Origin of the sequence: Granulicella pectinivorans (assembly GCF_900114625.1) — a bacterium.
Taxonomy (GTDB): Bacteria; Acidobacteriota; Terriglobia; order Terriglobales; family Acidobacteriaceae; genus Edaphobacter; species Edaphobacter pectinivorans.
This window is the reverse complement of the sequence record NZ_FOZL01000001.1, coordinates 2978991-3001090: the sequence shown is the minus strand read 5'-3', so window position 1 is coordinate 3001090 and position 22100 is coordinate 2978991. Positions and strand designations below refer to the sequence as shown.

The 22100-nt window shown below is 57.0% G+C and carries 15 protein-coding genes; 8 read left to right on the top strand and 7 right to left on the bottom strand.

The window, feature by feature from the left end; genetic code table 11:
* Window positions 1-90 precede the first annotated feature (90 nt).
* The gene (locus tag BM400_RS11780) at window positions 91-1977 is read right to left on the bottom strand and encodes a family 2A encapsulin nanocompartment cargo protein cysteine desulfurase (protein WP_089839342.1); all 1887 of its coding nucleotides are present in this window, start codon (window positions 1975-1977) and stop codon (window positions 91-93) included.
* Complete coding sequence (locus tag BM400_RS11775) at window positions 1964-2881, bottom strand: family 2A encapsulin nanocompartment shell protein (RefSeq protein ID WP_089839341.1); 918 nt, start codon at window positions 2879-2881, stop codon at window positions 1964-1966. Before BM400_RS11775 ends, BM400_RS11780 begins: the two co-directional genes overlap by 14 nt.
* Before the next feature lie 234 nt (window positions 2882-3115).
* Between BM400_RS11775 and BM400_RS11770 the strand changes: the two genes are divergently transcribed.
* Window positions 3116-3622, top strand: a complete 507-nt coding sequence (locus tag BM400_RS11770) for an Lrp/AsnC family transcriptional regulator (RefSeq protein ID WP_089839340.1) — start codon at window positions 3116-3118, stop codon at window positions 3620-3622.
* 68 nt (window positions 3623-3690) lie between these two features.
* Here BM400_RS11770 and BM400_RS11765 read toward each other — a convergent pair whose 3' ends face one another.
* The 3 genes from BM400_RS11765 to BM400_RS11755 are packed head-to-tail and all read right to left on the bottom strand — an operon-like array spanning window position 3691 to window position 8686.
* Window positions 3691-7272 (bottom strand): TonB-dependent receptor, encoded by a 3582-nt coding sequence (locus BM400_RS11765; protein ID WP_245781833.1) that lies wholly within the window; start codon window positions 7270-7272, stop codon window positions 3691-3693.
* Entirely contained in the window at window positions 7269-7745 is a 477-nt protein-coding gene (locus BM400_RS11760; RefSeq protein WP_089839339.1) for a hypothetical protein, read from the bottom strand. The genes BM400_RS11765 and BM400_RS11760 overlap by 4 nt, the downstream gene beginning before the upstream one ends.
* A gap of 38 nt (window positions 7746-7783) precedes the next feature.
* A complete protein-coding gene (locus tag BM400_RS11755) occupies window positions 7784-8686 on the bottom strand; it encodes a hypothetical protein (protein ID WP_141223904.1) in 903 nt (300 codons plus the stop codon).
* Between the two features lie 551 nt (window positions 8687-9237).
* Between BM400_RS11755 and BM400_RS11750 the strand changes: the two genes are divergently transcribed.
* From BM400_RS11750 to BM400_RS11735, 4 genes are all read left to right on the top strand, one after another.
* Entirely contained in the window at window positions 9238-9669 is a 432-nt protein-coding gene (locus tag BM400_RS11750; RefSeq protein WP_141223903.1) for a DUF6152 family protein, read from the top strand.
* Between the two features lie 123 nt (window positions 9670-9792).
* Window positions 9793-10230, top strand: a complete 438-nt coding sequence (locus BM400_RS11745) for a DUF6644 family protein (RefSeq protein WP_141223902.1) — start codon at window positions 9793-9795, stop codon at window positions 10228-10230.
* Between the two features lie 25 nt (window positions 10231-10255).
* Window positions 10256-10732: a DUF6644 family protein gene (locus tag BM400_RS11740; protein WP_089839335.1), complete on the top strand. Its 477-nt coding sequence runs from the start codon at window positions 10256-10258 to the stop codon at window positions 10730-10732.
* 738 nt (window positions 10733-11470) lie between these two features.
* A complete protein-coding gene (locus tag BM400_RS11735) occupies window positions 11471-14668 on the top strand; it encodes a TonB-dependent receptor (RefSeq protein WP_245781832.1) in 3198 nt (1065 codons plus the stop codon).
* A 139-nt stretch (window positions 14669-14807) separates the two neighbouring features.
* On the opposite strand, the gene BM400_RS11730 is transcribed toward BM400_RS11735, so the two are convergent.
* Complete coding sequence (locus tag BM400_RS11730; protein ID WP_089839333.1) at window positions 14808-15614, bottom strand: sulfite exporter TauE/SafE family protein; 807 nt, start codon at window positions 15612-15614, stop codon at window positions 14808-14810.
* Window positions 15615-16647: 1033 nt separating this feature from the next.
* Here BM400_RS11730 and BM400_RS11725 point away from each other — a divergent pair.
* From BM400_RS11725 to BM400_RS11715, 3 genes are all read left to right on the top strand, one after another.
* Window positions 16648-18207 carry a hypothetical protein gene (locus BM400_RS11725; RefSeq protein ID WP_089839332.1) on the top strand — a complete coding sequence of 520 codons (1560 nt, stop codon included), beginning with the start codon at window positions 16648-16650 and terminating at the stop codon, window positions 18205-18207.
* 206 nt (window positions 18208-18413) lie between these two features.
* Window positions 18414-18704 (top strand): PqqD family protein, encoded by a 291-nt coding sequence (locus BM400_RS11720; protein WP_089839331.1) that lies wholly within the window; start codon window positions 18414-18416, stop codon window positions 18702-18704.
* Window positions 18701-20764 (top strand): outer membrane beta-barrel protein, encoded by a 2064-nt coding sequence (locus tag BM400_RS11715; RefSeq protein WP_089839330.1) that lies wholly within the window; start codon window positions 18701-18703, stop codon window positions 20762-20764. Before BM400_RS11720 ends, BM400_RS11715 begins: the two co-directional genes overlap by 4 nt.
* 102 nt (window positions 20765-20866) lie before the next feature.
* Here the strand turns inward: BM400_RS11715 and BM400_RS11710 are convergent, their stop codons facing one another.
* The gene (locus BM400_RS11710; protein WP_141223900.1) at window positions 20867-22099 is read right to left on the bottom strand and encodes a hypothetical protein; all 1233 of its coding nucleotides are present in this window, start codon (window positions 22097-22099) and stop codon (window positions 20867-20869) included.
* Between the last annotated feature and the right edge of the window lies 1 nt (window position 22100).

Genomic DNA, 22100 nt, shown 5'->3' with positions numbered 1-22100 from the left:
AAAGCTGGGTTCGATTCCAACAACACAAACGGAAAACCGGAACAGAAGGAATTCTTCTGTTCCGGTTCGTTGCGTTTCACGCTGGCAGGTCTACGCGCCGATATTCTTCAGCTTGCGCAGAACCGCAATCAAAGCATCAACGTCTCCGTAGGTGTTATAAAGCGCCAGCGAAGGACGCACCGAGGTCTCAACCCCAAACCGACGCAGAGCAGGCTGCGCGCAATGGTGTCCGGAACGTACAGCGATTCCTTCCTTGTTCAATGCCGCACCCACCTCTTCGGTCTTGTAACCATCGAGAACGAACGACATCACACTCGCCTTCTCCTTCGCAGTTCCAATCAGGCGCAGACCCGGAATCGTCTGCAACCACTTCGTCGCATAGATCAACAAGTCATGCTCATGGCGAGCGATGTTCTCCATCCCAAGCTGCTCGACATAGTCGATAGCGGCACCAAGTCCAACCGCATCGGCGATGTTGCCAGTTCCCGCTTCAAAGCGTGCCGGCGGTGCATGATAGATCGTCTTCTCGAACGTCACATCGACGATCATGTTGCCACCACCCTGCCACGGAGGTGAGTCCGCCAGCGCATCCGGCTTGCCGTACAGGACACCGATGCCCGTCGGCCCGAAGACCTTGTGTCCGGAGAACACGAAGAAGTCGCAATCGAGCACCTGAACATCCGTGCTCATGTGCGAGACCGACTGCGCGCCGTCCACAAGAACCTTGGCTCCATAGCGATGAGCCATCTGGACGATCTGACGAGTCGGCGTAATCGTGCCAAGAGCATTCGAGACCTGTGTCACCGATACAAGGCGTGTCCTCGGATTCAGCAGCTTCTCAAACTCATCCAGCAGAATCTGCCCATCGTCGTCCACGGGAGCCACACGCAGACGCGCACCCGTCTCCGCGGCGAGCATCTGCCAGGGAACGATGTTCGCGTGGTGCTCGATCCAACTGATGACGATCTCGTCGTCCTTACCGATGTGACGCTTGCCCCAGCTCTTCGCGACCAGGTTAATGGCTTCGGTCGCGCCACGCACGAAGATAACTTCGTTTACGGAAGGCGCATTGAGGAAGCGAGCGACCTTCTGGCGTGCGCCCTCATACGCGTCGGTGGCCCTGGCTGCAAGCTCGTGGGCGGCGCGATGAATGTTCGAGTTCTCATGCTCGTAAAAATACGAGATGCGATCGATCACGCTCCTGGGCTTCTGCGTCGTTGCTGCGTTGTCCAGCCAGATGAGTGGCTTGCCATTCACCCGCTCCTGTAGGATCGGAAAGTCACGCCGTACCGCGCCCACATCAAACTGCTTCCGGCTCAATTGCAGATCCGGCAGCAAAGCGGGAGAGATGCCCGCTGCAGTCGGCGGTGAGGGTTTGGCTGCAGCCGGCCTGGAAAGTGCTCCGGCATTTTCCAGGAAGTAAAGCGAAGACACCGAATTCAAAGCTGCGTTCACATCCTCTTCCGTCGGCAACGCATCCATGCGTGGAATCGCAGGGAGCGCCGCTTCGAAGGATGGGAACGGAAGATCGAACGACGGCATCGGCAGTGAGAATGGAGATGCACCGTATTCGGCGGGAGCGCTCTGCCCTTCATGCTGCGGGAAGCCGGCACCCGAGTAGGGAGCAGGATTCGCAGACACGGGAGATGCTGAGAGCTCGGGCTGGAACGACGAAGGCATCTGCTGCACGTTTGCTTCGCTCGGAAGCCTGTCCGTGTACGGCGCGGCGGTCATCGAGGCAGGAGTGGCTCCGAACTGCGGAGCCATGCTGGGCAATGTCACCGCGGACTGCGCCCCACTGAACTGCCCCGTCTGGCCAGGCAGCGCACGAAAGAACTCGTTCGCCATCTGGGCCAGTGCGGCAACGTCAGGAGCGCCCGCCGGCGCCGAAGGCAGCGCGCCACGTGCATCTTCTGCGACGTCCGCGATCATCTGCGGCGAGAAGCTCCCCGCCTTATCCTGATCACTTGTAGTCATAATAGTTGCCGACCTCAACGTTCTCGAGCACGCCCAGGGCATCCTCGGTGAGCACAGCCGCCGAGCAATAGAGCGAGATCAGGTACGATGCGAGCGAGTTGCGATCGATGCCCATGAAGCGCACCGAAAGACCAGGCGTCTGTTCTCCCGGAAGGCCAGGCTGGAACAACCCAACCACACCCTGCTTCTTCTCGCCTGTGCGCAGCAAAAGGATGTTCGTTTTGCCGGTCGCGTCGATGCCCAACTTGTCCGAAGGCACCAAGGGCAGACCGCGCCACGTCAGGAAGGATGAGCCAAACATCGTGGTGGTCGGAGGAGGTACGCCGCGGCGCGTGCACTCACGACCAAAAGCCGCAATCGCCGTAGGATGTGCCAGGAAGAACGCGGGCTCTTTCCAGACCTTTGCAATGAGCTCATCCAAATCATCAGGTGTGGGCGGTCCCTTGCGCGTCGAAACCTTGAAGGACGGATCGACATTCCGCAGTAAACCGTAGTCAGCATTGTTAATCAGCTCGCTCTCCTGCCGCTCCTTGACCTTCTCGACCGTCAGCCGCAACTGCTCACGAATCTGGTCATGCGGATGGCTGTAGAGATCGGACACGCGGGTGTGCACATCCACCACGGTTGAGATCGCGCTCAGCGTGTATTCGCGGGGCTTCTCTTCGTAATCAACGTAAGTGTCCGGCAACCTGCGCTCATCACGCGAACCACATACGACTTCAATATCCGCGTCGTTCTTAACCTTGTTGACGCGATAGGTGCCGGACTCAACCGGAACCCAGGAGAGCAACTGTACAAGCCAGCGCGGAGTGATCGCGCTGAGTTGAGGGGCGGTCTTGGTGGTATTCGCTAGCTGGCGTGCTGCTGCGTCACCAACTGCACGGCGGTTTTCGTTTGTGGCCACGAGTCTTGCTCCTTCTTGGTTCTGCGTAAATGTTTGCCGATTCTGTCGAGTGGCGATTGAACCCCACGCATGACATCCTCTGTCAATTCAAATGATAGTCAGGGGCCATCCGGCGGTGAATGGCTCATGTGTTGTATTTTGGACAAGGTGCCATACAAAAACAGGCAAAGCCTAATCCTCACCTCATAATATGAAGAGCCCGGCGAAAGATCCTGCCGGCGAGATGGAGACCTCATGATTCATCCTCCGGAATCCGCCATCGACAGCATCGACCGCGAGATCCTTGCGGAACTGCAAACCAATGCCCGCATCGCATTTGCGGAATTAGGCAGGCGTGTAGGACTGTCAACACCGGCCGTTATCGAACGGGTCAAGCGCCTCGAAGAAAACCGCATCATTCTCGGATACCGTGCCATGGTAGATCCGGCAAAGGTCGGTCTTCCCGTTCGCGCGTTCGTTAAGGTCACCATTGCCGGTGACAAACTGACAAAATTTGCCACTCTGACCCAAAGAATACCGGAGGTTCTTGAATGCCACCGCGTCACCGGAGCCGAGTCCTTCGTGGTGCAGGTCGCCGTCCGTGATGTGGGGCACATGGAAGAGGTCATCGACGCCATGATGCCTTACGTCGCTACCAATACCTCGATGATTCTCGCCTCTCCAGTGCCTTGGAACAGCATCCTCCCTTCGCACCGCAACGATAAACAGCCCCGCAAGCGTAGACCCTCGCAAACTTCATAGCCGCCCAACCCTAGCCTGATCACCAATTGATGTCATGTTCGTAGACAAGCTCGTTCACTTGGATCGTTTCAGAAAGAAAACTTTATCGCCAACTGAACCAGTCTTGGAGCTGCGGCGCTCTGAATCTGACCAAAGTTGGGATCTCCTCTTTGCCCATTCACGGTGGCCGGTCCGTAGAACTGGGGATGGTTGAAGACATTAAAGGCCTCCACCCGAAACTCCAACGAGTGAAATTCAGAGAAGCGAAGTTCCTTCTGGAGCGTCATGTCCAAATTATCGATCCCAGGACCATAGAACATCCGTCGCTTGGCGTTGCCCAGCTGGCCAAGAGTCTCTTCGGGGAATAATGCCGTGTCGAAGGCCGGACGTCGATTACGCCCATCCAAATTGACCCTGAGCGCGCCCGGAATATATCGCGGCGTGTCGAGGAGGTAATTGTTGGCACCGTTGCCCAAGGTGCCAAGCAGAGAGTTGTCAGAGTTATCGAACAAGGTCACTGGGAGACCAGTCGTAAAACGAGCTGTACCTGAAAGGCTCCACTGTTCGGTCAGACGAGTCTTCTTGCCCAAAACGTCCGCGACAGGGATCGCAAGTGTGTAGCTCCCGACAAACGCATGCTTCATATCCCACGCCGAGATGGTTCGGCTCTGTCGTGGATTGATAGGGTTCAGTTGCTCACCAAGGTTCGACCCCTGATCGATCGATTTTCCATAGGTGTAGCTCAGCAGGAACTGTGAGCCGCGATGCTGGTACCGCAAAGTCGTCTCGAGCGCATTGTAGTTCGAGTTGGCGATGGATCGGTCGGCCGTATTCTCTCCGTAGTCGGCCCCTTGCCCCCCCCGGGTCCCCCGCACCATCTTACCGTTGCTGTCCGTATAGGGGGAATCTTCACCGAAGGGGCCACATCCAGGAAGGCTCATGCAAAGAGCAGGGTCGCCGGGGTTGGCAGAGACCAGTGTGAGAATGTGATGTCCTTGGTTTCCAACATAGCTCAAGGTCAACAGTGTTTCCCGTGTGATCTCACGCTGGATCGATAGCATGTAGTTGCCGCTATAGGCAGCACGATTACGGGAGTCGAAGAAAGGATCGGCAGCGAGCGGAAGGAAGTTGTCCCAGTCGACCCCGGTATCTGGATTCTTCGCGGAGACATTGTGCGAAGGAAAGGGGAAAGGGAATCTCTGTCCGTTATCGATGCCCGTGGCCGCCGTAATAAACGGCTTTGCCAGCAGGGGTGGCCCAGGAGAAAGATAGTTGAAACCAAATGGCGGAACGGCGTACATGATGCCTGCCGACAATCCTGGAAAGGCCGTATAGAAGATGCCGTAGCTGGCCCGTATGCTGCTTTGCCCGTTGCTGCCAAATATCCAGCTCAGGAGCCCGTGCTCGAGCCGCGGTGAGTAGGCAAAGCCAACCCTCGGCGCAAAGTTCTTGTAACCAATCGAAGCGAGCGTCCTCGGAACTCCTGGATCGCCCGCAACCACAAGCCCTTGTGGTGCTCCCGGATAGAGGGTTGATTGTTGTCCAGCGATATAGGTCTGCAGTTGATTGAACTTCTCCCACCAGGGCACGATAACATCCCACCGCAGGCCAACGTTCAACGTCAAGTTGCTGCGCGCCCGCCAACTGTTCTGGGCATACAGCCCGAAGTAGCGGTTCCGCAGATAGAACGGCTGACCTGAAGACTGCGTGAAATTGCTCGGGGTGCCTAACAGGAAATCAGCATAAGGATTCCCGGTCTCGGTGCCATTGATATTGAAGGTGCCATTGAAGGTGGCGTTGGGATGTTCGTTAACCTCATCCGCGTGGAATTGTCCGCCGAATTTCAAGGAGTGGGAACCGGCGCCTCGCGATAAACCGTCGCTGACGTACCATGTGTTGTTCACCTGGGTAAGATTGGTGATAGGCACACCCATCACGAATGTGGGAAACGTTATGTTCTCTACCCCCTCAAACTGAGGAGCCTGAACATAGATGCCATCCGGACCGGTGCTAAAACCCTGCGTCGCGAGGCTGATGCCAAGGCCACCCTTCGGTTGCCCGATGATATTCGCATTGCGCAAGTAACCGACGTGAAACTCATTGACTGTGTTTGCTCCAATCACCTTCGTGTCGCCCAGCGAGTACAGCTGTGCTCTTCCAATCGTGAGCGCATCGAAGCCCGGAATGCTCGCTCCCGCGACCGAGCCGGGGTAGGGATTGTCCAGCCGATAGTCGTCCAGAAAGTAATAGGCAGATAGCTCACCCAGCCGACTCTCAAGATCGAGGCGCACTGATCCTTTGTCGTCGCTAACTTTCTGCGAATAGGCCGAGGTTGAAAACTGACTGGTACCGGAGTTCGGGGAAGGGATGAAGTGCAGGAGATTTTTCGCGGGTGCGGCCCACGCACTCTGCGGGATGACTCCGCCCGGGAAGACGGTGGCGTACAGCTCACCCGCGGTTACCAGATAGCCAAGCTGTTGCGTCAAGAGTGTCGCAAGATAGGGGCCGCTTACACTCCCCGTCAGCGCAGTCAAACCACTTGTGGGATTCAGAAAATCTCCGCCACGCTGCGCCACGGTGGGCACGGAGATGTTGCCCGTGGACACACCTTGCGTCGTGCGTGTCCCCTGGTAGTCCGTGAAGAAGAAAAGCTTAGTCCTTTTGATCGGACCGCCTAGAGCCCCGCCAAACTGGTTCTGGTTGAACGCGGACCGCGCTGGATCGAAATAGCCTCTTGCATCCAGTTCCGTGTTGCGGAAGAACTCAAACGCCCGACCGTGGAACTGGCTCGTCCCCGCCTTGCTGACGACCGTAATGATTCCCCCGTCGTAGTTGCCGTACTCAGGATCAAAGTTAGACGTCAGCACGCGGAACTGCTCGATCGAATCAAGATCCGGAATAATCGACGTACCACCATTCATTTGCTCATGCACATCAATCCCGTTGACCATGAATCCATTGGCGGATTCGCGCTGCCCGTTGATGGACAGATTGCCTGGATTGAGATCGCCGGACGGAGAGATGCCGCCTGTCACGCCGGCCATGATGACGGAGCTTGGCAACAGCGTAGATAAGGGCGCCACGCCAGGCTGGATGGCGAGCAAGTCTGTGTAGCTTCGACCGTTCAGGGGCAGCGCTGCCATCTGCGCCCCTGAAACCACTTCGCCTAAGTGAGTCGCGCTTGTCTCAATGTGCGTGCCCGTCTCGCTCGTCACCGTGACTGTGTCGATTCTACCTCTCACTCCCAGCACAAAGTCCAACCGGCTGGCGGAATCAGTATCGACGGAGAGTCCGGTCTTCCTTTGCGTAGTAAACCCATTTGCTGTGATGATGAGGTCATAGCGGCCCACAGGCAGATTGGGAAAGGAATAAAGCCCTTGCCGATTCGAGATCGCATGCCAGGTGGTCCGCTGATCCGTATTAACAAGCTGCAGCTCTGCTCCCGCAACCAGGGAGCTGGTGGAGTCGCTAACGGTCCCAGAGATACTCCCGCCGCTGGCGGCGAACAAGGAGGGCACGAAAAGCAAAAGGAAAACCAGAACGAGGTGGGCAAAACTTACTCGCTGGAATCCATGAGCCTCGCCTCGGAGTCGTAAGCAGGTGCAATAGTCACCGGTGGGACGGATTGCCGTCCTCCTGCGTCGATCCATCCCTTCCGTCACTGTGATCATTCTGTAGAGTCGAGCTTGACGACATGAATTGGCAGATCCCAATGGTTCGTCGTCAGTTCCCATCGGCGATTCTCATCGCGTGTGAAAGCGGCTTGGTCCGGAAAGAGCTGTTTCGCAACTTCCCCCTCCGATTGCCCTGGAGGAGCATCTTGCGAAGAGCGAACGATAATAATGCGGTAGTCCCATCGAGCGTCCTCGCTCGTATGGAGGCTAGGGGCATAAACCGTGTACTCCTTCACAAAACCAAGCTGTTTCTGACGTTCGAGAATGGCGAGCTGGTACTTCTTGAAGATCCGGAACCACTCATCTTTGTAACCATACTTCGTGCGATAGACCCACTCGTAGATAACGGGCTTCGCGGTCGCGGCACTCTTTGGCTGTTGTGCGACTCCTGCTTGTGACGCTCCGACGAGCGTCACAAGCAGGATGACAGTGAACGATAGCAGACGGTTCAAACCCTTTGCGAATTTCATAAACGCTCCTTTGCGGCTACGACGAAGCATCTCTTTTCCTAGTCGGGAATCGAAGTGACAGCCGGATGATCTTTAGTCGGAGGAGGAGGCAGCGGAGCTACCTTGTCGTATCCACGCTGTCCATCGGCACCAATGCGGCCAGGTCCAGGTCCAAGGTGTGGTGCGTCCACATTGTCTTCGGAGCAGGAATATTCATGCACCTCATCTCCAGGCTTGCCCAGCAGCCAGGTGCGCTGATAATGAATAGGCTCGGTATAGAACTTGGGGTCAGTAACCGTCATCTCCAAATGAATGTGACCCAGGTCCGGCCGCGTCCAACGCTCCACAACGTGTTGCTGATCGCTATGCGGATTGGCGTTCTCATCGGCCCATGTTCTCTGCTCCTTGAAGCCGATCGAATCGATGACAAAGGTATCTCCTTCCCATGAACCGATCTCTTCTCCGAAAAACGACGGCTCTGGATCTTCCGTGTGCTTATTGCCATTGAAGGGCACAAGGCGATACGTGGTGTACCAGTACAGAAACACCGCATGATCCCTGCCCTGTAGCAGTTGGAAGGGCAACCCACTCGCATTGTGCCTCGGCAGACCACCAACAATGCATAGTGCTTCGGGATCGACCGTATGCTCAAGGTTGTACTTCAACGCCGCAGCGCCTGCTGGCGTGAAGGGCAACTTGTATTGCGGAAAATCCTTGCCAATATTGCCGCCTGGTCTATCTTTCGGAGCATGCGATGGAACCCAATATCCGGAGAGATCGGGGTGACCTTCGAGACGCGGGGCAGGTCCCTTCGGAAGGTCTTTCTCGTTGCGTGCGAAAGGTGAACCGCCTCCTCGCCCCGAAGGATCCGGAGCCTTGTTGGCTTGCGCAAAGAGCGATGCAACGAGTGAAAAGCCAACTACGGCAAACAAACAATTACGGTGAAGCGCACGAGTCTTCAAAGAAGATCTCCTCTCGATGAACATAGGAACTGCAGGATGGAGTGCCACACACGAACGGTGGAGCTATCCGGGGATCGAGATAATACCGAACACACAGACAACTCAAGCTAGCGATCGCAAGGGACTAAGCCAGGTGTAGGAAGGGTGAAGTGATGTGAAGCAGCAACCCAGGTTCGCACACGCACTCAGCCAAGACGGCGAGTACAACAACAGCGCGAACAAAGCAGTGTGGATCTCTGGGGCATTGGCATAACATAGCGGATGAGGATCGCTCCGTCAAGGACTATTGCTTGACACGAAAAGCTATACACCTTAGAGTTCACTCATGTTCCAGATCGCCTCATCGCTGTGTTGTTGCCCTTCCAACATTCTTTGATTGGACGGCAAATCGACGCGCATGAGCCATGATGACCTTGCTGAGCACTTCCCTCGAGTGCATGGAAGCGAACTTCATCGACAGCATCATTCGAATCTCGAAGACCCGCTCTGATCTGGAGCGGGTCTTCTCTTGGTTGGACAAAACCCTCAAATCCCATGACAAAGGAATTTCCATGAAAAGCAGAGCCGCAACCGTCCTCCTCTTGGCTGCATCCGTCCTTGGCGCTATCCCCGCCTACGCCCATCACTCATTCGCAGCGGAGTTCGATGGCAACAAGCCCACACGTCTGGTCGGCAAGATTACCCGCGTGGAATGGACGAATCCGCACTCTTACTTTTACGTCGACGTCACGGATGCCAAGGGAGTCACCACGAATTGGGGATGCGAGGGAGCAGGCCCAGGTGCACTCAGCCGCCGCGGCTGGAAGAAGGGCGACCTCAAACTCGGCGACACCATTGTTGTTGATGGCTATCGCGCGAAGGATGGCTCGCATCTCGTCGATGCACGGCGCGTGACCTTCCCCGATGGTCGAACCGTATACGGAGGAAGCCCCGGCGACGGTGGTCCTGGCGATAACGGTACGGATCAAGGCGCGAAGCAGTAGATACTCCCTTTCTTCATCCTGCCGGTGTTGCTTGAAAATGACACCGGCACCTGAACCTCTGGACCCATCATGCCCCTGCTACAACATCTCTGTCAGCTTCTCTACGACTCCCACATCGGCACCATGATCCGCGAGTCGGACTATGCTTTTTCGGTGATTGAATCCGTTCATGTGCTCGCAGTCACGCTGCTCGTCGGGACGATAGCAATCTTGGATCTGCGCATGCTGGGGCTCGTACTTCGCTCCATCTCAATCACTCGAATTGCTCGTAGCGTCTTTCCGCTCACATGGTCAGGCTTCGTCGTGATGTTCCTCAGCGGCTTTCTTCTCTTCTGGGCGGAGGCAGCAAAAAACTATACGAACCCCGCTTTTCGCATCAAGCTGATTTTGCTTGCACTCGTCGGTCTCAACCCACTCATCTTTCACACCACAGTCTACCGCCGCGTCCATGAGTGGGAGGTGCTAGCGATCTCCCCTTGGCGTGCCCGGATCGCAGCAATTGCGTCGCTTACACTTTGGAGCGGTGTGATCATCGCTGGGCGTGCCATCGCTTACTTTTGACAGCCGTCCGAAAGGTATTCGCACCATGTCGCCGAAGCTCTGGTTCGTGGCACTTGCCCACTCCCATCTGGGTCAAATCATGCAAACATCCAAGTGGGACTTCGCTCTCGTCGAGACCGTGCACCTTCTTGCCTTGGCAACCCTGGGAGGATCAGTCCTCATCATCGATTTGCGCCTGCTTGGACTTGTTCTCAAGGGAGAGTCCGCACGAACAATCGGTAAAGACCTGGGCCGCATACTCCTCGGCAGTCTTGTCCTCATGATCGTCTCGGGCGTTATGCTTCTCTCTGAGGAGGCGCTGAAGTGCTACTACAGCCCTGCCTTCCGCTGGAAGATGACTCTGCTCCTCTTAGCCGTGGTGTTCTACTTCACACTACATCGCAAGGCTCTCCAGCGCACAGGCAAGGAAGCCCCCACGATCTGGTCCCGTGCGGTGGCCATCATCTCCATCACGCTATGGTTGGGGGTAGGCATCGCGGGCCGCGCGATTGGACTCATCTAGCCGTTCGCGGATTGCCCGACCGACCGACGCATCCAACCCCTTGCGGACACCCAGGTTCGAGCAAAGAAGCTTTTGCCGCACGTATCTTCCGGCACCCGAAGACTAACTTGTTTATCCAGCGATCCGGCACATATGAGCCCGATGCTACGCTCAATTTATAGAGGAGCTTTTCTGGGCGACAGTATCTTGCTCCTGTCATGAAAAGGTTGACAGACACACGAGACCAAACGATACTCTTGCTATGACTCTTATCTATACAGCACGCTGTTGCTAGCCTCGTGTTCTCGCCGGGCTTGATAGAGTTCTCCTCACTGAAAACAGGATTATAAGCATCTTCAAGAAGATGCCGTATTGCGTCGTTTGTGCGTAGTTGCTGAATTGAGCGACTGCGTTACCGGACGGCCTTACGACCCTGCCGGATGAAAACTATGAGCCAACACGGCGAAGACGTCTCCTCAACCATCCGATAAATCGTTTCGTGTCATCGGTTATCTTGGCGCTCGCAGAGCCACATGAGCGTACAGAGCAGGATGCATACGGAGCATTTCTCACAAATCGCAGACACTCGAACATCTTGGATCACCGCATCCGCGCTGACAACACCTCGCGGAATATTCATAACGCGATATCCGAAGGGATTCGTCTTCATCCGTAACATTTCAGGAGGTAGTAGAAATGGCCTTTCCTTCTCGATCAACCTGGCTTTCACTGGTCGCAATTGCGATCTTGATATCGTCCATGCTCGCGGGCGCACAGACGTTCCGTGGCACGCTCACCGGAACAGTGGTGGATACCTCCGGCGCCGCCATCGCGAATGCGGCTGTCCGGTTGACCAATCCCGCGACGAACGATGTCTCGAACAGCAAGACCAACGGCGCTGGAAGCTTCAGCTTCCCTGAGCTGCCGGTGGGCAACTACAAACTGTTCGTGACTGCCCCCGGTTTCTCGGCGCAGGCAGTGGACAACATCGCTATCGAAGTCTCCAAGATCCGCGATCAGAAGGTTCAGCTCTCTATCGGTGCCGAGTCCACGGTTGTAGACGTGCAAGCATCGGGTCTCCAGCTTGATACGACAAACAGTCAGCTCGTATCCATCGTCGATCAGAAGTCGGTGCAGCAGATTCCTTTGAATGGCCGTAGCTTTATGCAGTTGGTGAAACTTGCTCCCGGTATCAATCCCTATCTCGGCCAGAACACCGTGAATGGCTCACGTACGGCTGGCATTAACTATCAAATTGACGGCGCGGACAACAATGATCCGTGGTCCAACGCCGTGGCTTCGAATCAGGGCGGTATTGCTGGTATCGCGGGGGGCCTTATCCCCATCGAGGCGATCGATCAGTTCTCGCTCCAGGCAGCCGGTGAAGCCGACCAGGGTCGTAACGGCGGCGCGAACAGCAACATGGTGCTCCGCACCGGCACCAACAAGCTGCACGGCGACGTGTTCTACTTCGACCGCAACGAACTCTTCGCATGGCTCAGCCCGTCGGTGGCCGTAGGCAGCCGCATCCCCGAAATCAGGAACCACCAGGGAGGCTTTACCCTCGGCGGACCGATCTTCAAAAACAAGACATTCTTCTTCCTCGCAGGCGAAGTGCAGATTGCCAACGCCAACAACAGCCTTTCGGACACGGTGGTGAACGACACCTGGATCACTGCCGCTAAGAGCCTGCTCGCCAGCCGCGGCATCGCACAGAACCAGGTTGCGCTGAACATGTACACCCTGCTCTTTCCAGCGGCGGCGCGTACGTCGACCGGCTACTCGAATCAGTACACATCCAACGGGCGGAATACGTATAGCAGCTATAACGGCATCATCAAGCTGGACCATAACTTCAACGACAAGTACAGCATCTCGGCGCACTACCTGGGCACAACGGGTGCGCAGTCGGCCGACGTAGGCTCGCACTTCGCGGACTACTTTGAAACGGCTCCGATGCATATTCATAACTTCCAGATCGCTCAAAACAGTGCGTTCAACAGCAAAATTGTCAACCAGATCACGGTCGCCGCACAGTCGTTCCTGCAGGTGTTCAACGATCGCAACACAAGCTTCGATGTGCAGGCTGCTGGTCTAAACCTAGGGCTAACTGGTCAATTGGCGAAGGGTGCCCCACAGTTCTATATCGGGTCGTTCGATTACACTGGCGCAACGCCGCCGCTGGGACGCCAGGACGTCACCGGCCACATCGACGATACCCTCCACTACTCGATCGGCCATCACGAACTCAAGTTCGGCGGTGAGTATCGCCACGCAAACTTGAACGTCGCGTACTTCGTAAACGGCCGCGGCACCTTCAACTTCGATGGCACGCGCTACACCAACAACGGCGCAAACCCCGTAACCGCGGCAGAGTGCGCCGCCGCCGGTCTGGACCCGACAAACGTTGGAGCGAACAAGTGCTCCACCGGAATCCAGGTGGCAGATTTCGTGGCCGGCCAGACGCGCAACAATGCTTCAGGTGCGACCATTCTTCGGAACAACCCGCAGCGCGTCTACATCGTGAACACCTTCGACCTATTCGCAGCCGACGACTTTAAGGTAAGCAATCACCTGACGTTTAACTATGGTGTGCGTTGGAGCTATCCGGGGGCCGTCAGCGACGATCGCAACTCCATCTACAACTTCACGCCGGAACGCGGCTACTTCAAGGCCCCAATCTACGCCCGAAACCTTGGGAACGTCGCACCGCGCGTCGGCTTTGCCTTCACGCCGTTCAAAGACCCCACCACCGTCATTCGCGGCGGCTTCGGATGGTTCTACGATCAGCCTACGGTTGGCCAGTTCGTCTACAACAGCGTAGGTAACGGTGCCAGCGCCGGCATCTTCGGAAGCCCGGGCGATGCGAACGCTGCAATCACGGTGAATGGCGGAGCGGCCTTTACGCTTGGCCAGACGCAGTTCCCGACCGGTGTGCAGTTCGGAACGAACGGGCAGCCGACGACCTCGCTGGGTATCCTGGCCATCAATCCCAACTACCGCGCTGCGTTCATGCAGAACTACAACGTCAACGTGGAGCAACTGCTCGCGCGGAACACGCTATTGACGATCACCTATGCAGGCAGCGTCGGTCGCCGCTTGGCCTACGTGGCCGATCTGAATCAGCTTCCCATCACGACGAATGCAGCAGCACGCATCCGTCCATACGCAACCCAGTACCCCTACCTGACGGCAATCAACCAGGTAAACAGTGGCGCAACCTCAAACTACAACTCGCTCCAGGTGTCTCTGGTACAGAGTCAATGGAAAGGTCTTTCCGCCAAGGTGTACTACACGTGGTCGAAGTCGCTGGACGACTCGTCAAGCGCCACAACACCGCAGAACTCCTTCAGGCTGCGCGACGACTACGGCCTGTCAACCTTTGACGTGAGGAATAACTTTACCGGTTCTGCTCGGTACGTTGTGCCGAAGTTTACCAGTCATGCCCCCCGTCTGACCAAGGGATATGAGGTGAATGCGCTCTACGTCTTCGCAGGTGGCACACCGATCAACATTCTGGTCGGAACCAACACCAGCGGATCGGGCGAGGCAAGCCGCGATCGACCGAACCGTGTTGCAGGCGTCAACGCACGTATAGATCGTGTCACCACCGCAACCAGCACGTCCCGTACTTACTCCTACCTGAACAAGAGCGCGTGGACCGCTCCGGTCGCAGGCACGTTGGGCAACGAACGTCGTGACAGCGTCATCGGGCCTGGCTTCGGTGACGTCGATCTTTCGTTCGTAAAGATAACGCCCGTTACTGAGAGGATAAGCACAGAGCTCCGTGCGGAAGTCTTCAACATTTGGAACCAGGCTAACTTCGCAAACCCGAGTGGCACGCTGAGCAGTTCCAGCTTCGGCGTGCTATCCGCAACTCGTTACTCTTCTCTTGCTCCCGGCCTTGGCCAAGGTGAACCGCGCAACATTCAATTTGCTTTCAAGGTTAGCTTCTAGAACCTTCTGAGCCACAGACAGCGAGGGTCGAAAGCAAAGCTTCCGACCCTCGCTCTTTGTGGCGTATCGATCATCAAACGGCTCACGCGACGCGCGTCCTGATAGCGTTGCAATAGCGAGAACGCAAACGCTACATCGACTAAAGAGGGTTAGCTCCCGACGAGCGGGGTTGGGTCTGCACTGAATGTCTACCTAGCAAGTCCACAAGCAAAGCCTTCAGGCCCAATGCCCAAACAGCGGTTAGAAAGACACGGCGAATCCATTTGTCAGCGAGGCGAGCGACGACTTTCATCCCCAAAGCCGCGCCGAGAAACATCGTCAGGGCAAGGATCGATCCGAGCCTGTAATCCACGAGACCCTTCCACATGAAGATTGCCGTTGCGAGAGACGACGAGAAGACGTTGAGAACCTTCGTCGTGGCAATAGCTTCTCGAAAAGACGATTGGAAAGTCGCCACGAAGAGAGCCGTCAAGAGAGTGACGTATCCGCCACTGAAGAAACCGCCATAAATTCCCAAAATGAGCGTGAGTCCGTACCCGATCCTCTCCAACCGAGGGTTGGCCGGAAGCTGCACATCGCCGCCTGCTTTGCGATAAACCGTCGAAAACAGAGCAACACCGATCATGGCGAAGGGCACGATGAGGCTTAGTGAACGTGCGGGAAGAAAAAGCAACAGGACCGCCCCGACTATCGAGCCAAGCGAGGTTAACAGAGCGAGGATGGGAAGGCGACGCCTATCAATCAGGGCGTTCCCTCTCGAAGGCAATGACGCGCCAAGGCTGAGAAACGTGAGCGCGAACATATTCGTAGCAAGTGCAGTGCGGGGTGCTACGCCGAAGTAGAGCATTGCCGGAACTGTGATCAGCGAGGTGCTTCCCGTGACGACGCTGATCGCGCTGGTCATGAAGAAGATCACTACTAGAACGACGAGCTGAGTACCGTGCATCTTTGAATTCTAGCTCGCAACGCTGGAACACAGGCGCGGCCTACCTTCTCTCTCTCAACTTTTAGATGTCGGTAGGCACCGCTTTCATAACAGCCTCGGAACGTGTCTACCGCGCAGCCGGCGACCGGGGACCAAGCGGGATGAGAGTCCGGGTACGACTTGAGTCGTTTGAATGATTGTTCAACACGGGAGGATTCGTGGAGCTGAACCTGCGGTTCCGTCCGCAGTAGGCTATCGAAATCGGCGCCGCTGGCAACGGTGCTGGCTCTATGACAGGGGCCGGGTTATCGGCTTCCTGCTTGGCAAGACGGGCGACGGTGGCAGGGTCATGTACCGGGCAGTGGTCATCGGTGCAAACAGTGATGGTCTGTCCGGCGTCGCGTCCAAAGACGATCAATGCGGATTTGGTGTTGGTACCTGAATGCCGAACGCCTCCTGGCGAAGCCGGGGCGGCAAGGCGCAACGAGGAGGGGTATCGCCCACCCGAGGGGTAAGCGCAGCGCAGTGACTTTTACGAAAGAAAAATTATGGGAGACCTCTTGCACCGCGCCAGGGCAGCGCCCTTAGTAGGTACCGAGGACATGGTTTACACGCAAGACCGGAGACAGGATTTACCGATACGGGATGAGGGACTCTTCCATGGTGGGCCGAACGCGGGGAGATCCGTCCTTCTGCGTGCTGGGGTCAAGGCCAAATCGATGGATCCATGTGCCAGATCGCATGCATAGGAAAGCTCCCATACACGCGAGCTATGGCGTCATCGGAAAGAAGTATTGGACCGCGCCTTCGATTCCTTCGAATCTGGTGGAGAGAGTGTCCCGCTTTTTCGTCGTGAATCGCTCGGGAATGAGGGCACTCCATCCTTCGCTCCTGAATCCACTGCAACCTATGACACGCCTGCCATCATCCGTGACCGAAACATTCCCTCGACGCGTCTCCGTCCGGCCACGGCAGGCGGGCGGCGCGGGACGCTATCGGTCAACGTCCGGCAAACACGAGCACCTCCATCCAGCATGGATCGCGAGGTGACGCCATGGGTCACCGCGAGGCCGCCGCGCTTCTCACCCAGCTCCAGCATCTCTTTGGCTACTCCGGAAGCGCGATGGCAACTCGGAGCCGTGAGTTGGGAGAAGCGTACGCGCTCAACCCGAACTTCATCGCGAACATTCGCCATAAGGGCGTCATCCCCAACCTCAAGCACCTGCGGGCCATCAGCGAGATCTTCCAACTCACGCTGGGAAGCACCTTCGCGCTCTTCGGGTTCGACCTCGATGGCCTTGTACTGACAGAGCTCGATCTGAACACGGAACGAACCCGACTCATCGAACACACACTCTTCGGTCCTGGGAAGGTCTCAGTGCCCTCACATCTGGGTGCGGATCTCGCTTCCGGACGAACTGCCTTCCTTTCCCAACTGATTGAGCGTTGGCACGAGGTGCCGATCGAGAGAATCTGGGGCTCACAGTGGCGTGCGTCGCGATGCCTCTACGGAAAGCTCGGCATCTTCGATAGCGACGCAGCTCCCGAGATTCCTCCCGGAGCCTACGTCCAGATTGTGCGCCCGCCGGAGGGTTCTCTCTACCCGCTGTCGCCGGAGAGAATCTATTTCGTCCAGCATCCGCAGGGATACACGGCCTGCCATTGCGGCATCGAGAATGGGACGCTGGTGCTGTACCCTCGCGATCCGACGTTCTCCAATCCGCGCCGATGGAGACTTCATAGCGAGGCGATCGTTCTGGGTGTCGTCACGGCCTTCGCGGCGACGCTCCCGACCGAGGGCTATCGACGATCTGTCCCCAAGAAGATGCCGCGCCGTCCTCCCGCAGCTCTGGCGCCATGGGACCATCGTTCTCTCCAGGGTCTCTTTCACGCGAACTGCCAGCGATTTGGCCTGCGCCGCATGGACATCGATCGGTGTAACGCCAAGCTGCTTTCGCTGCACGGCATTCGCGTGAGCGGAAAGTATGCCTTGAGTCTCCATCGCGCTCAGCGCTTTCCGCATACCTCCTCCGCGCTCGCGATGTCCGTCATCGCCTCGTTACGTCTGCGCGACGTCTTCCGCAGTTGCGGATTCACGATGGATGATCGCAATAAGTATCCGCTCAGCGATCTCCTGGGAGATCGATCAGGTCTTATGCCACTTTCTACTCCACCACCCATCGAAGCACCCGAGCCACAGGAACTCTGGGCGGCGTTCCTGAAGGATTGGAGGGAGTGGCCCGCGCTTCTGCGACGCGTCTCCCCGTCCCCAGCGCAGCGTGCCCACGAGGTGCTTCGTCTCAACCAAACCACTCACTTCAGAGGTCTGGAGCGCCTCCTGCGGGCGGGATCGATCCTGCACATCGACCCCAAGTCCGTTCCTGTCGGCAGCCTCAACCGCGACGCCACCGCCTCAGACTGGGCACGGAGACTTTACGTCATCGAGGTTGGACGTGCCTCCCCGGCGCTCTTGTGCGGTTATCTGCTGGCGGAGGGCCGTGATGTGATTTTGACCTCACATCCGGCTGCGCGATCGAATGAGTCGATCAAGTTTCGCCGCGCGGAGATCCAGATCCTGGGCCAGGTCACGGGGATCCTCGCGCGGGTGGTCTGAGTCTGGGCCCGTCACCATACGGTTTCGTTTTAATTGTCGGTCCGTCGATCGACATCCGTACCCTTCCAACACGGCGTTTTGTCCTTCTCTTGCAACGCGACGATTACTTGTCGGCCATTCCTCACATTCCTGCGTCCCCGCGCCCGATCGGGCCTAAGCTCCGTCTCACTGGGCTCCAGGAAGCATCAAGCCTGAGAGGAACGATCATGCAGGAAATTCGATCCGATGTGCGCTGTGTGCAGGACCAGGACGGAGCCCTCATACTGGACATCCGGGCGGACCGGTTCTTCAGTCTCAATCCGACGGCGACGTTGATCTGGAACCGTCTCGCGGCCGGAGCATCTGTTACGGAGATCGCTCACACGCTCTCACGCGAGACCGGGATCGACGAAGAGACGGCACTCACCGATACGAGAGAGTGCGTCGCGGCGCTCACGGACCACTGTCTCCTCATGACGGACGCCAAGACGCCGGACCTTGCTCCGAGGTTCCGATGAATACGGTCGATCCCAACACCTGCAAACCCGTCATCCTTGATCCGGCCAGCCATCGGATCTTCAGCGTGCGAGACAACACGGGAGTCCATCTTCCGACTGTGCATCTCGATCCCGGTGTCCGTCAGGCGCGAGGGTTCCAGAAGGCTCTGTCCCAGCGTTATAGACTTGAGACCCTGCAACTTGCCGAACTTCCGTCCACTGAAGGGGCGATCCGCTACTCCGTTCATGAGCAGCTGAAACCAAGCTCGGAGCCAGGCTTAGATCACCTATTCCTCCCTCTCGCCGAGATTGGCAGTGACGAGTTGCCAGCCCCTCAACGATCGGCGATCACGGCGCTTCTGCACGGTGAAACCCAGGACTTGGGCCGATTTGCGCGGTTGGGATGGATCGAGGAGCTACGAAGCCGACTCGGAGCGAAAGAACTCCACGACATCCGCCAGGTGAACTGCGGCATCGACTTCTGCCTTCTCTCGATGCGATATGAGGCCGAAAGGGTCTGGTTCAAAGCAGTCGGAGAACCCAATACCCGCGAGTTCGCTTTGACCTTGACGCTCTCCCGAAAGTTTCGAGACTACCTCCCGTCCATCCTGATGGCGATCCCGGAGTGGAATGGATGGATCGCCGAAGACGTCGATGGAATCCCTTTGAACCAGACGTCCGATCCGGCTGCCTGGGAGGTTGCCTTCACGGCGCTCGCTACCATGCAGGACGAGTGGCAGCTCTCGAGGTCGTTTACGCTTTCTCCAGGTCTGCGTTGGGAGGTTAGTCCGCCTCCACACGGTGCAGGCACTGAGAATGCCTACACGTTGGCCGGCAGCATCGCTCTCCCCGCCACGCTCTCGTTGGCCCCCAGAGGTACCCCACTATGGCATACAGAACTATTTAATTTCGCTCCTCGACTCGGAGCAGTGTGGGCCGTGGATAACATGCCGGGCCAAGAGCTTCTGATACGGGCAGGCGCCGGTGTCTTCTTTGGGACAGCCAACCGTCCTGCTGCAGAGGCCTTTAACGCACTTGGGTTTTCGGCGACGAATCATCAGACCAACGTTCCGGTTCCCGTTACTCCCACGCAACTCAATATCTCGACTGCTGTTTCCGCTCCCTACACGAACACAACGGTCTTCGCGTTTCCTCAACATCTTCAGCTTCCTTACACAATTCAATGGAATGTTGCCATGGAAAAGTCTGTGGGCATAGGTCAGACACTGAGCTTGTCTTGGCTAGGCACGGACAGTCGGCGCCTGCTGCAGAAACGCCGGACGGATGTCAGGAACGAGAACCCCGAATTTGGAGAGGTGAACTATTTCCCAGGCCAACTCTCCTCAAGCTACCAAGCTCTTCAGATCAGGTTCCAACGCTCTCTCTCGCACGGCCTGCAGATTCTCGGATCTTATGGCTGGGCTCATGCCATTGATTACGGGTCTACCAATCCAGCCTTCGCCTTCACTCGTGCCAATTCAGATCTGGATGTAAGGCACAATCTGCAGGCGGCATTCACCTGGGACGAGCCGCTCCATATGTTTGGAAGATCGATGAAGAACTTCGCGAGAGGCTGGGGCATTGATGGAAGACTGACCGCCAGGACTTCGTTTCCGGTCACGCCACTTGGAAATATCTTTTCCGATCCGGCGACCGGTGATCGGTATTACAGCGGGGTGGACTTGATTCCGGGCAAGCCTAGATACCTGCGTGGGCCGTTCCTGCCCGGCGGAAGAATGTTCAACGGTGGGCCCACTGTCGACGACCCCGCCTTCGCGCTGCCTAACGGCGATCAAGCAGGGAATGCTCCACGGAACACTCTCCGGGGATTCGGGGCCTATCAGTTCAATGTGGCGGTTCGAAAGGAACTTTCTATCCGTGGCCAGACGAGCTTGGAAATCCGCCTCGACATATTCAATGTCTTCAATCACCCGAACTTCGGATATCTCGACCCAGGCCTCACGGATGCCCAGTTTGGCCAGCCAACGCGCATGCTCAATCAAAGTTTTGGAGCGACAGGTTCGCTCTATGAGCCTGGAGGACCGCGTTCCATTCAGCTCTCTCTTAGGCTTCACTTCTGATGACTTCGAGACATCTTCCTCGGCTCTGGACGCCATACACTGAAACCGGTGCAGGTGGGTTTCAAAGTGCAGAGAGTCCCTCGCGAAATGCCTCAGACTTTCCTACCAGACGTATGTTGCAATGATCGACGTGGAGACTGGCTTGAAGTCGATCACTTTGATGCGGAGGACCATCTGGAAGTTTTGCTTTTGCCAGTCCCCGCCTAGACTACGGCTCAATTCATCCAGACTCTTCGGTTGGCATATGAAATCGGTAGCGGCCAGAGTTCCGTACTGCCCCATGCCGGCCACAATGATCATCGGCTCGACCTCATCGTGGCGCAAAATCCTGGTGACTATCGCGTAGTCTTCCGTATCGTGTGAGTCGGTGGAGGCATGGAGCTCCCATACCTTGCCGGGCTGATTTCGATCTTCGATCCGGTTCCGCGCAGCCAGGACAAATCGGAGGTTACGGCTCAGCTCCCGGGTCATAGAGTTGTTGAACCCCCCGATGAGCACCGTTGGATTGCTACGCACTTCCGCGAATGAAATATCGTTGGGGAATCTCTCTTGGAACGTCTTGCTAAAGTGCGCGAGTGTGGCGACCACCTCAGACACGGTCGCGACATCGCCGAGGGCGACGAAGCTGTTCTCGGCAGGTTGCAATCCAGTTGAGCCGTAGGTCTGAGTGGAGGAGAAGTGGGGGAAAAACTCCATCCCGGAGTTCTCAAGATGGTTCTCCCGGCTATACTCATCGGCCTTATCGTCCGAGACGCGGTAGACAGCGTTGCTTCCTATCGAGATGAGAATCGGCTTCGGGCTATCCAATAACGGCCCCCAAACAGCACGAAGCATGCGATCGTTCTTCCCGTGAAGAAAAAGTGCCACTGAGAGGGCAGCCAGCAGAAACAGCACAGCGATGGCGATCGGAACAATCGTCAGGTGGACCTTTCGGTCCAATCGTGGGGCGCTTTCAAGCGGATGGACCGCGGCAACTTCCGAAGTCGACGCGGTGGCAGGAGGGGCAGCAGCCAATTGGAGTTCCTGCCCCGCGAGTGCGGAAACCGCCGTCTCGACTTCACTTTCCTTCCAGATGAAGTTAGCCCGATAGGATCCGGATGGTACGTCGATCCGCACGTCCGGCGTAGAGCTCAGCGATTGGTAGTAGAGGGCAAGGCGCTTGCGAAGATCGGCGGCCCGAATCCTGACCACGGGATCCTCTCCGGGCTCGTAGTCCGGCCTCCTCCCGAATACCTCCTTGCCAATCACCCGCTCGCGCAAAAGAGACGTCTCGCCCGAAAGCGTGTGCTCGACGATGTACTGCAGCAGCGTCTGGCACTGGAGAGTCGTGCGCATG

Coding starts and splice junctions, on each gene's coding strand:
- BM400_RS11780 (WP_089839342.1), bottom strand. CDS start 1,977: ATGACTACAAGTGATCAGGATAAGGCGGGGAGCTTCTCGCCGCAGATG.
- BM400_RS11770 (WP_089839340.1), top strand. CDS start 3,116: ATGATTCATCCTCCGGAATCCGCCATCGACAGCATCGACCGCGAGATC.
- BM400_RS11765 (WP_245781833.1), bottom strand. CDS start 7,272: ATGATCACAGTGACGGAAGGGATGGATCGACGCAGGAGGACGGCAATC.
- BM400_RS11760 (WP_089839339.1), bottom strand. CDS start 7,745: ATGAAATTCGCAAAGGGTTTGAACCGTCTGCTATCGTTCACTGTCATC.
- BM400_RS11750 (WP_141223903.1), top strand. CDS start 9,238: ATGAAAAGCAGAGCCGCAACCGTCCTCCTCTTGGCTGCATCCGTCCTT.
- BM400_RS11745 (WP_141223902.1), top strand. CDS start 9,793: ATGATCCGCGAGTCGGACTATGCTTTTTCGGTGATTGAATCCGTTCAT.
- BM400_RS11740 (WP_089839335.1), top strand. CDS start 10,256: ATGTCGCCGAAGCTCTGGTTCGTGGCACTTGCCCACTCCCATCTGGGT.
- BM400_RS11735 (WP_245781832.1), top strand. CDS start 11,471: ATGCTCGCGGGCGCACAGACGTTCCGTGGCACGCTCACCGGAACAGTG.
- BM400_RS11730 (WP_089839333.1), bottom strand. CDS start 15,614: ATGCACGGTACTCAGCTCGTCGTTCTAGTAGTGATCTTCTTCATGACC.
- BM400_RS11725 (WP_089839332.1), top strand. CDS start 16,648: ATGGGTCACCGCGAGGCCGCCGCGCTTCTCACCCAGCTCCAGCATCTC.
- BM400_RS11720 (WP_089839331.1), top strand. CDS start 18,414: ATGCAGGAAATTCGATCCGATGTGCGCTGTGTGCAGGACCAGGACGGA.
- BM400_RS11715 (WP_089839330.1), top strand. CDS start 18,701: ATGAATACGGTCGATCCCAACACCTGCAAACCCGTCATCCTTGATCCG.
- BM400_RS11710 (WP_141223900.1), bottom strand. CDS start 22,099: ATGCGCACGACTCTCCAGTGCCAGACGCTGCTGCAGTACATCGTCGAG.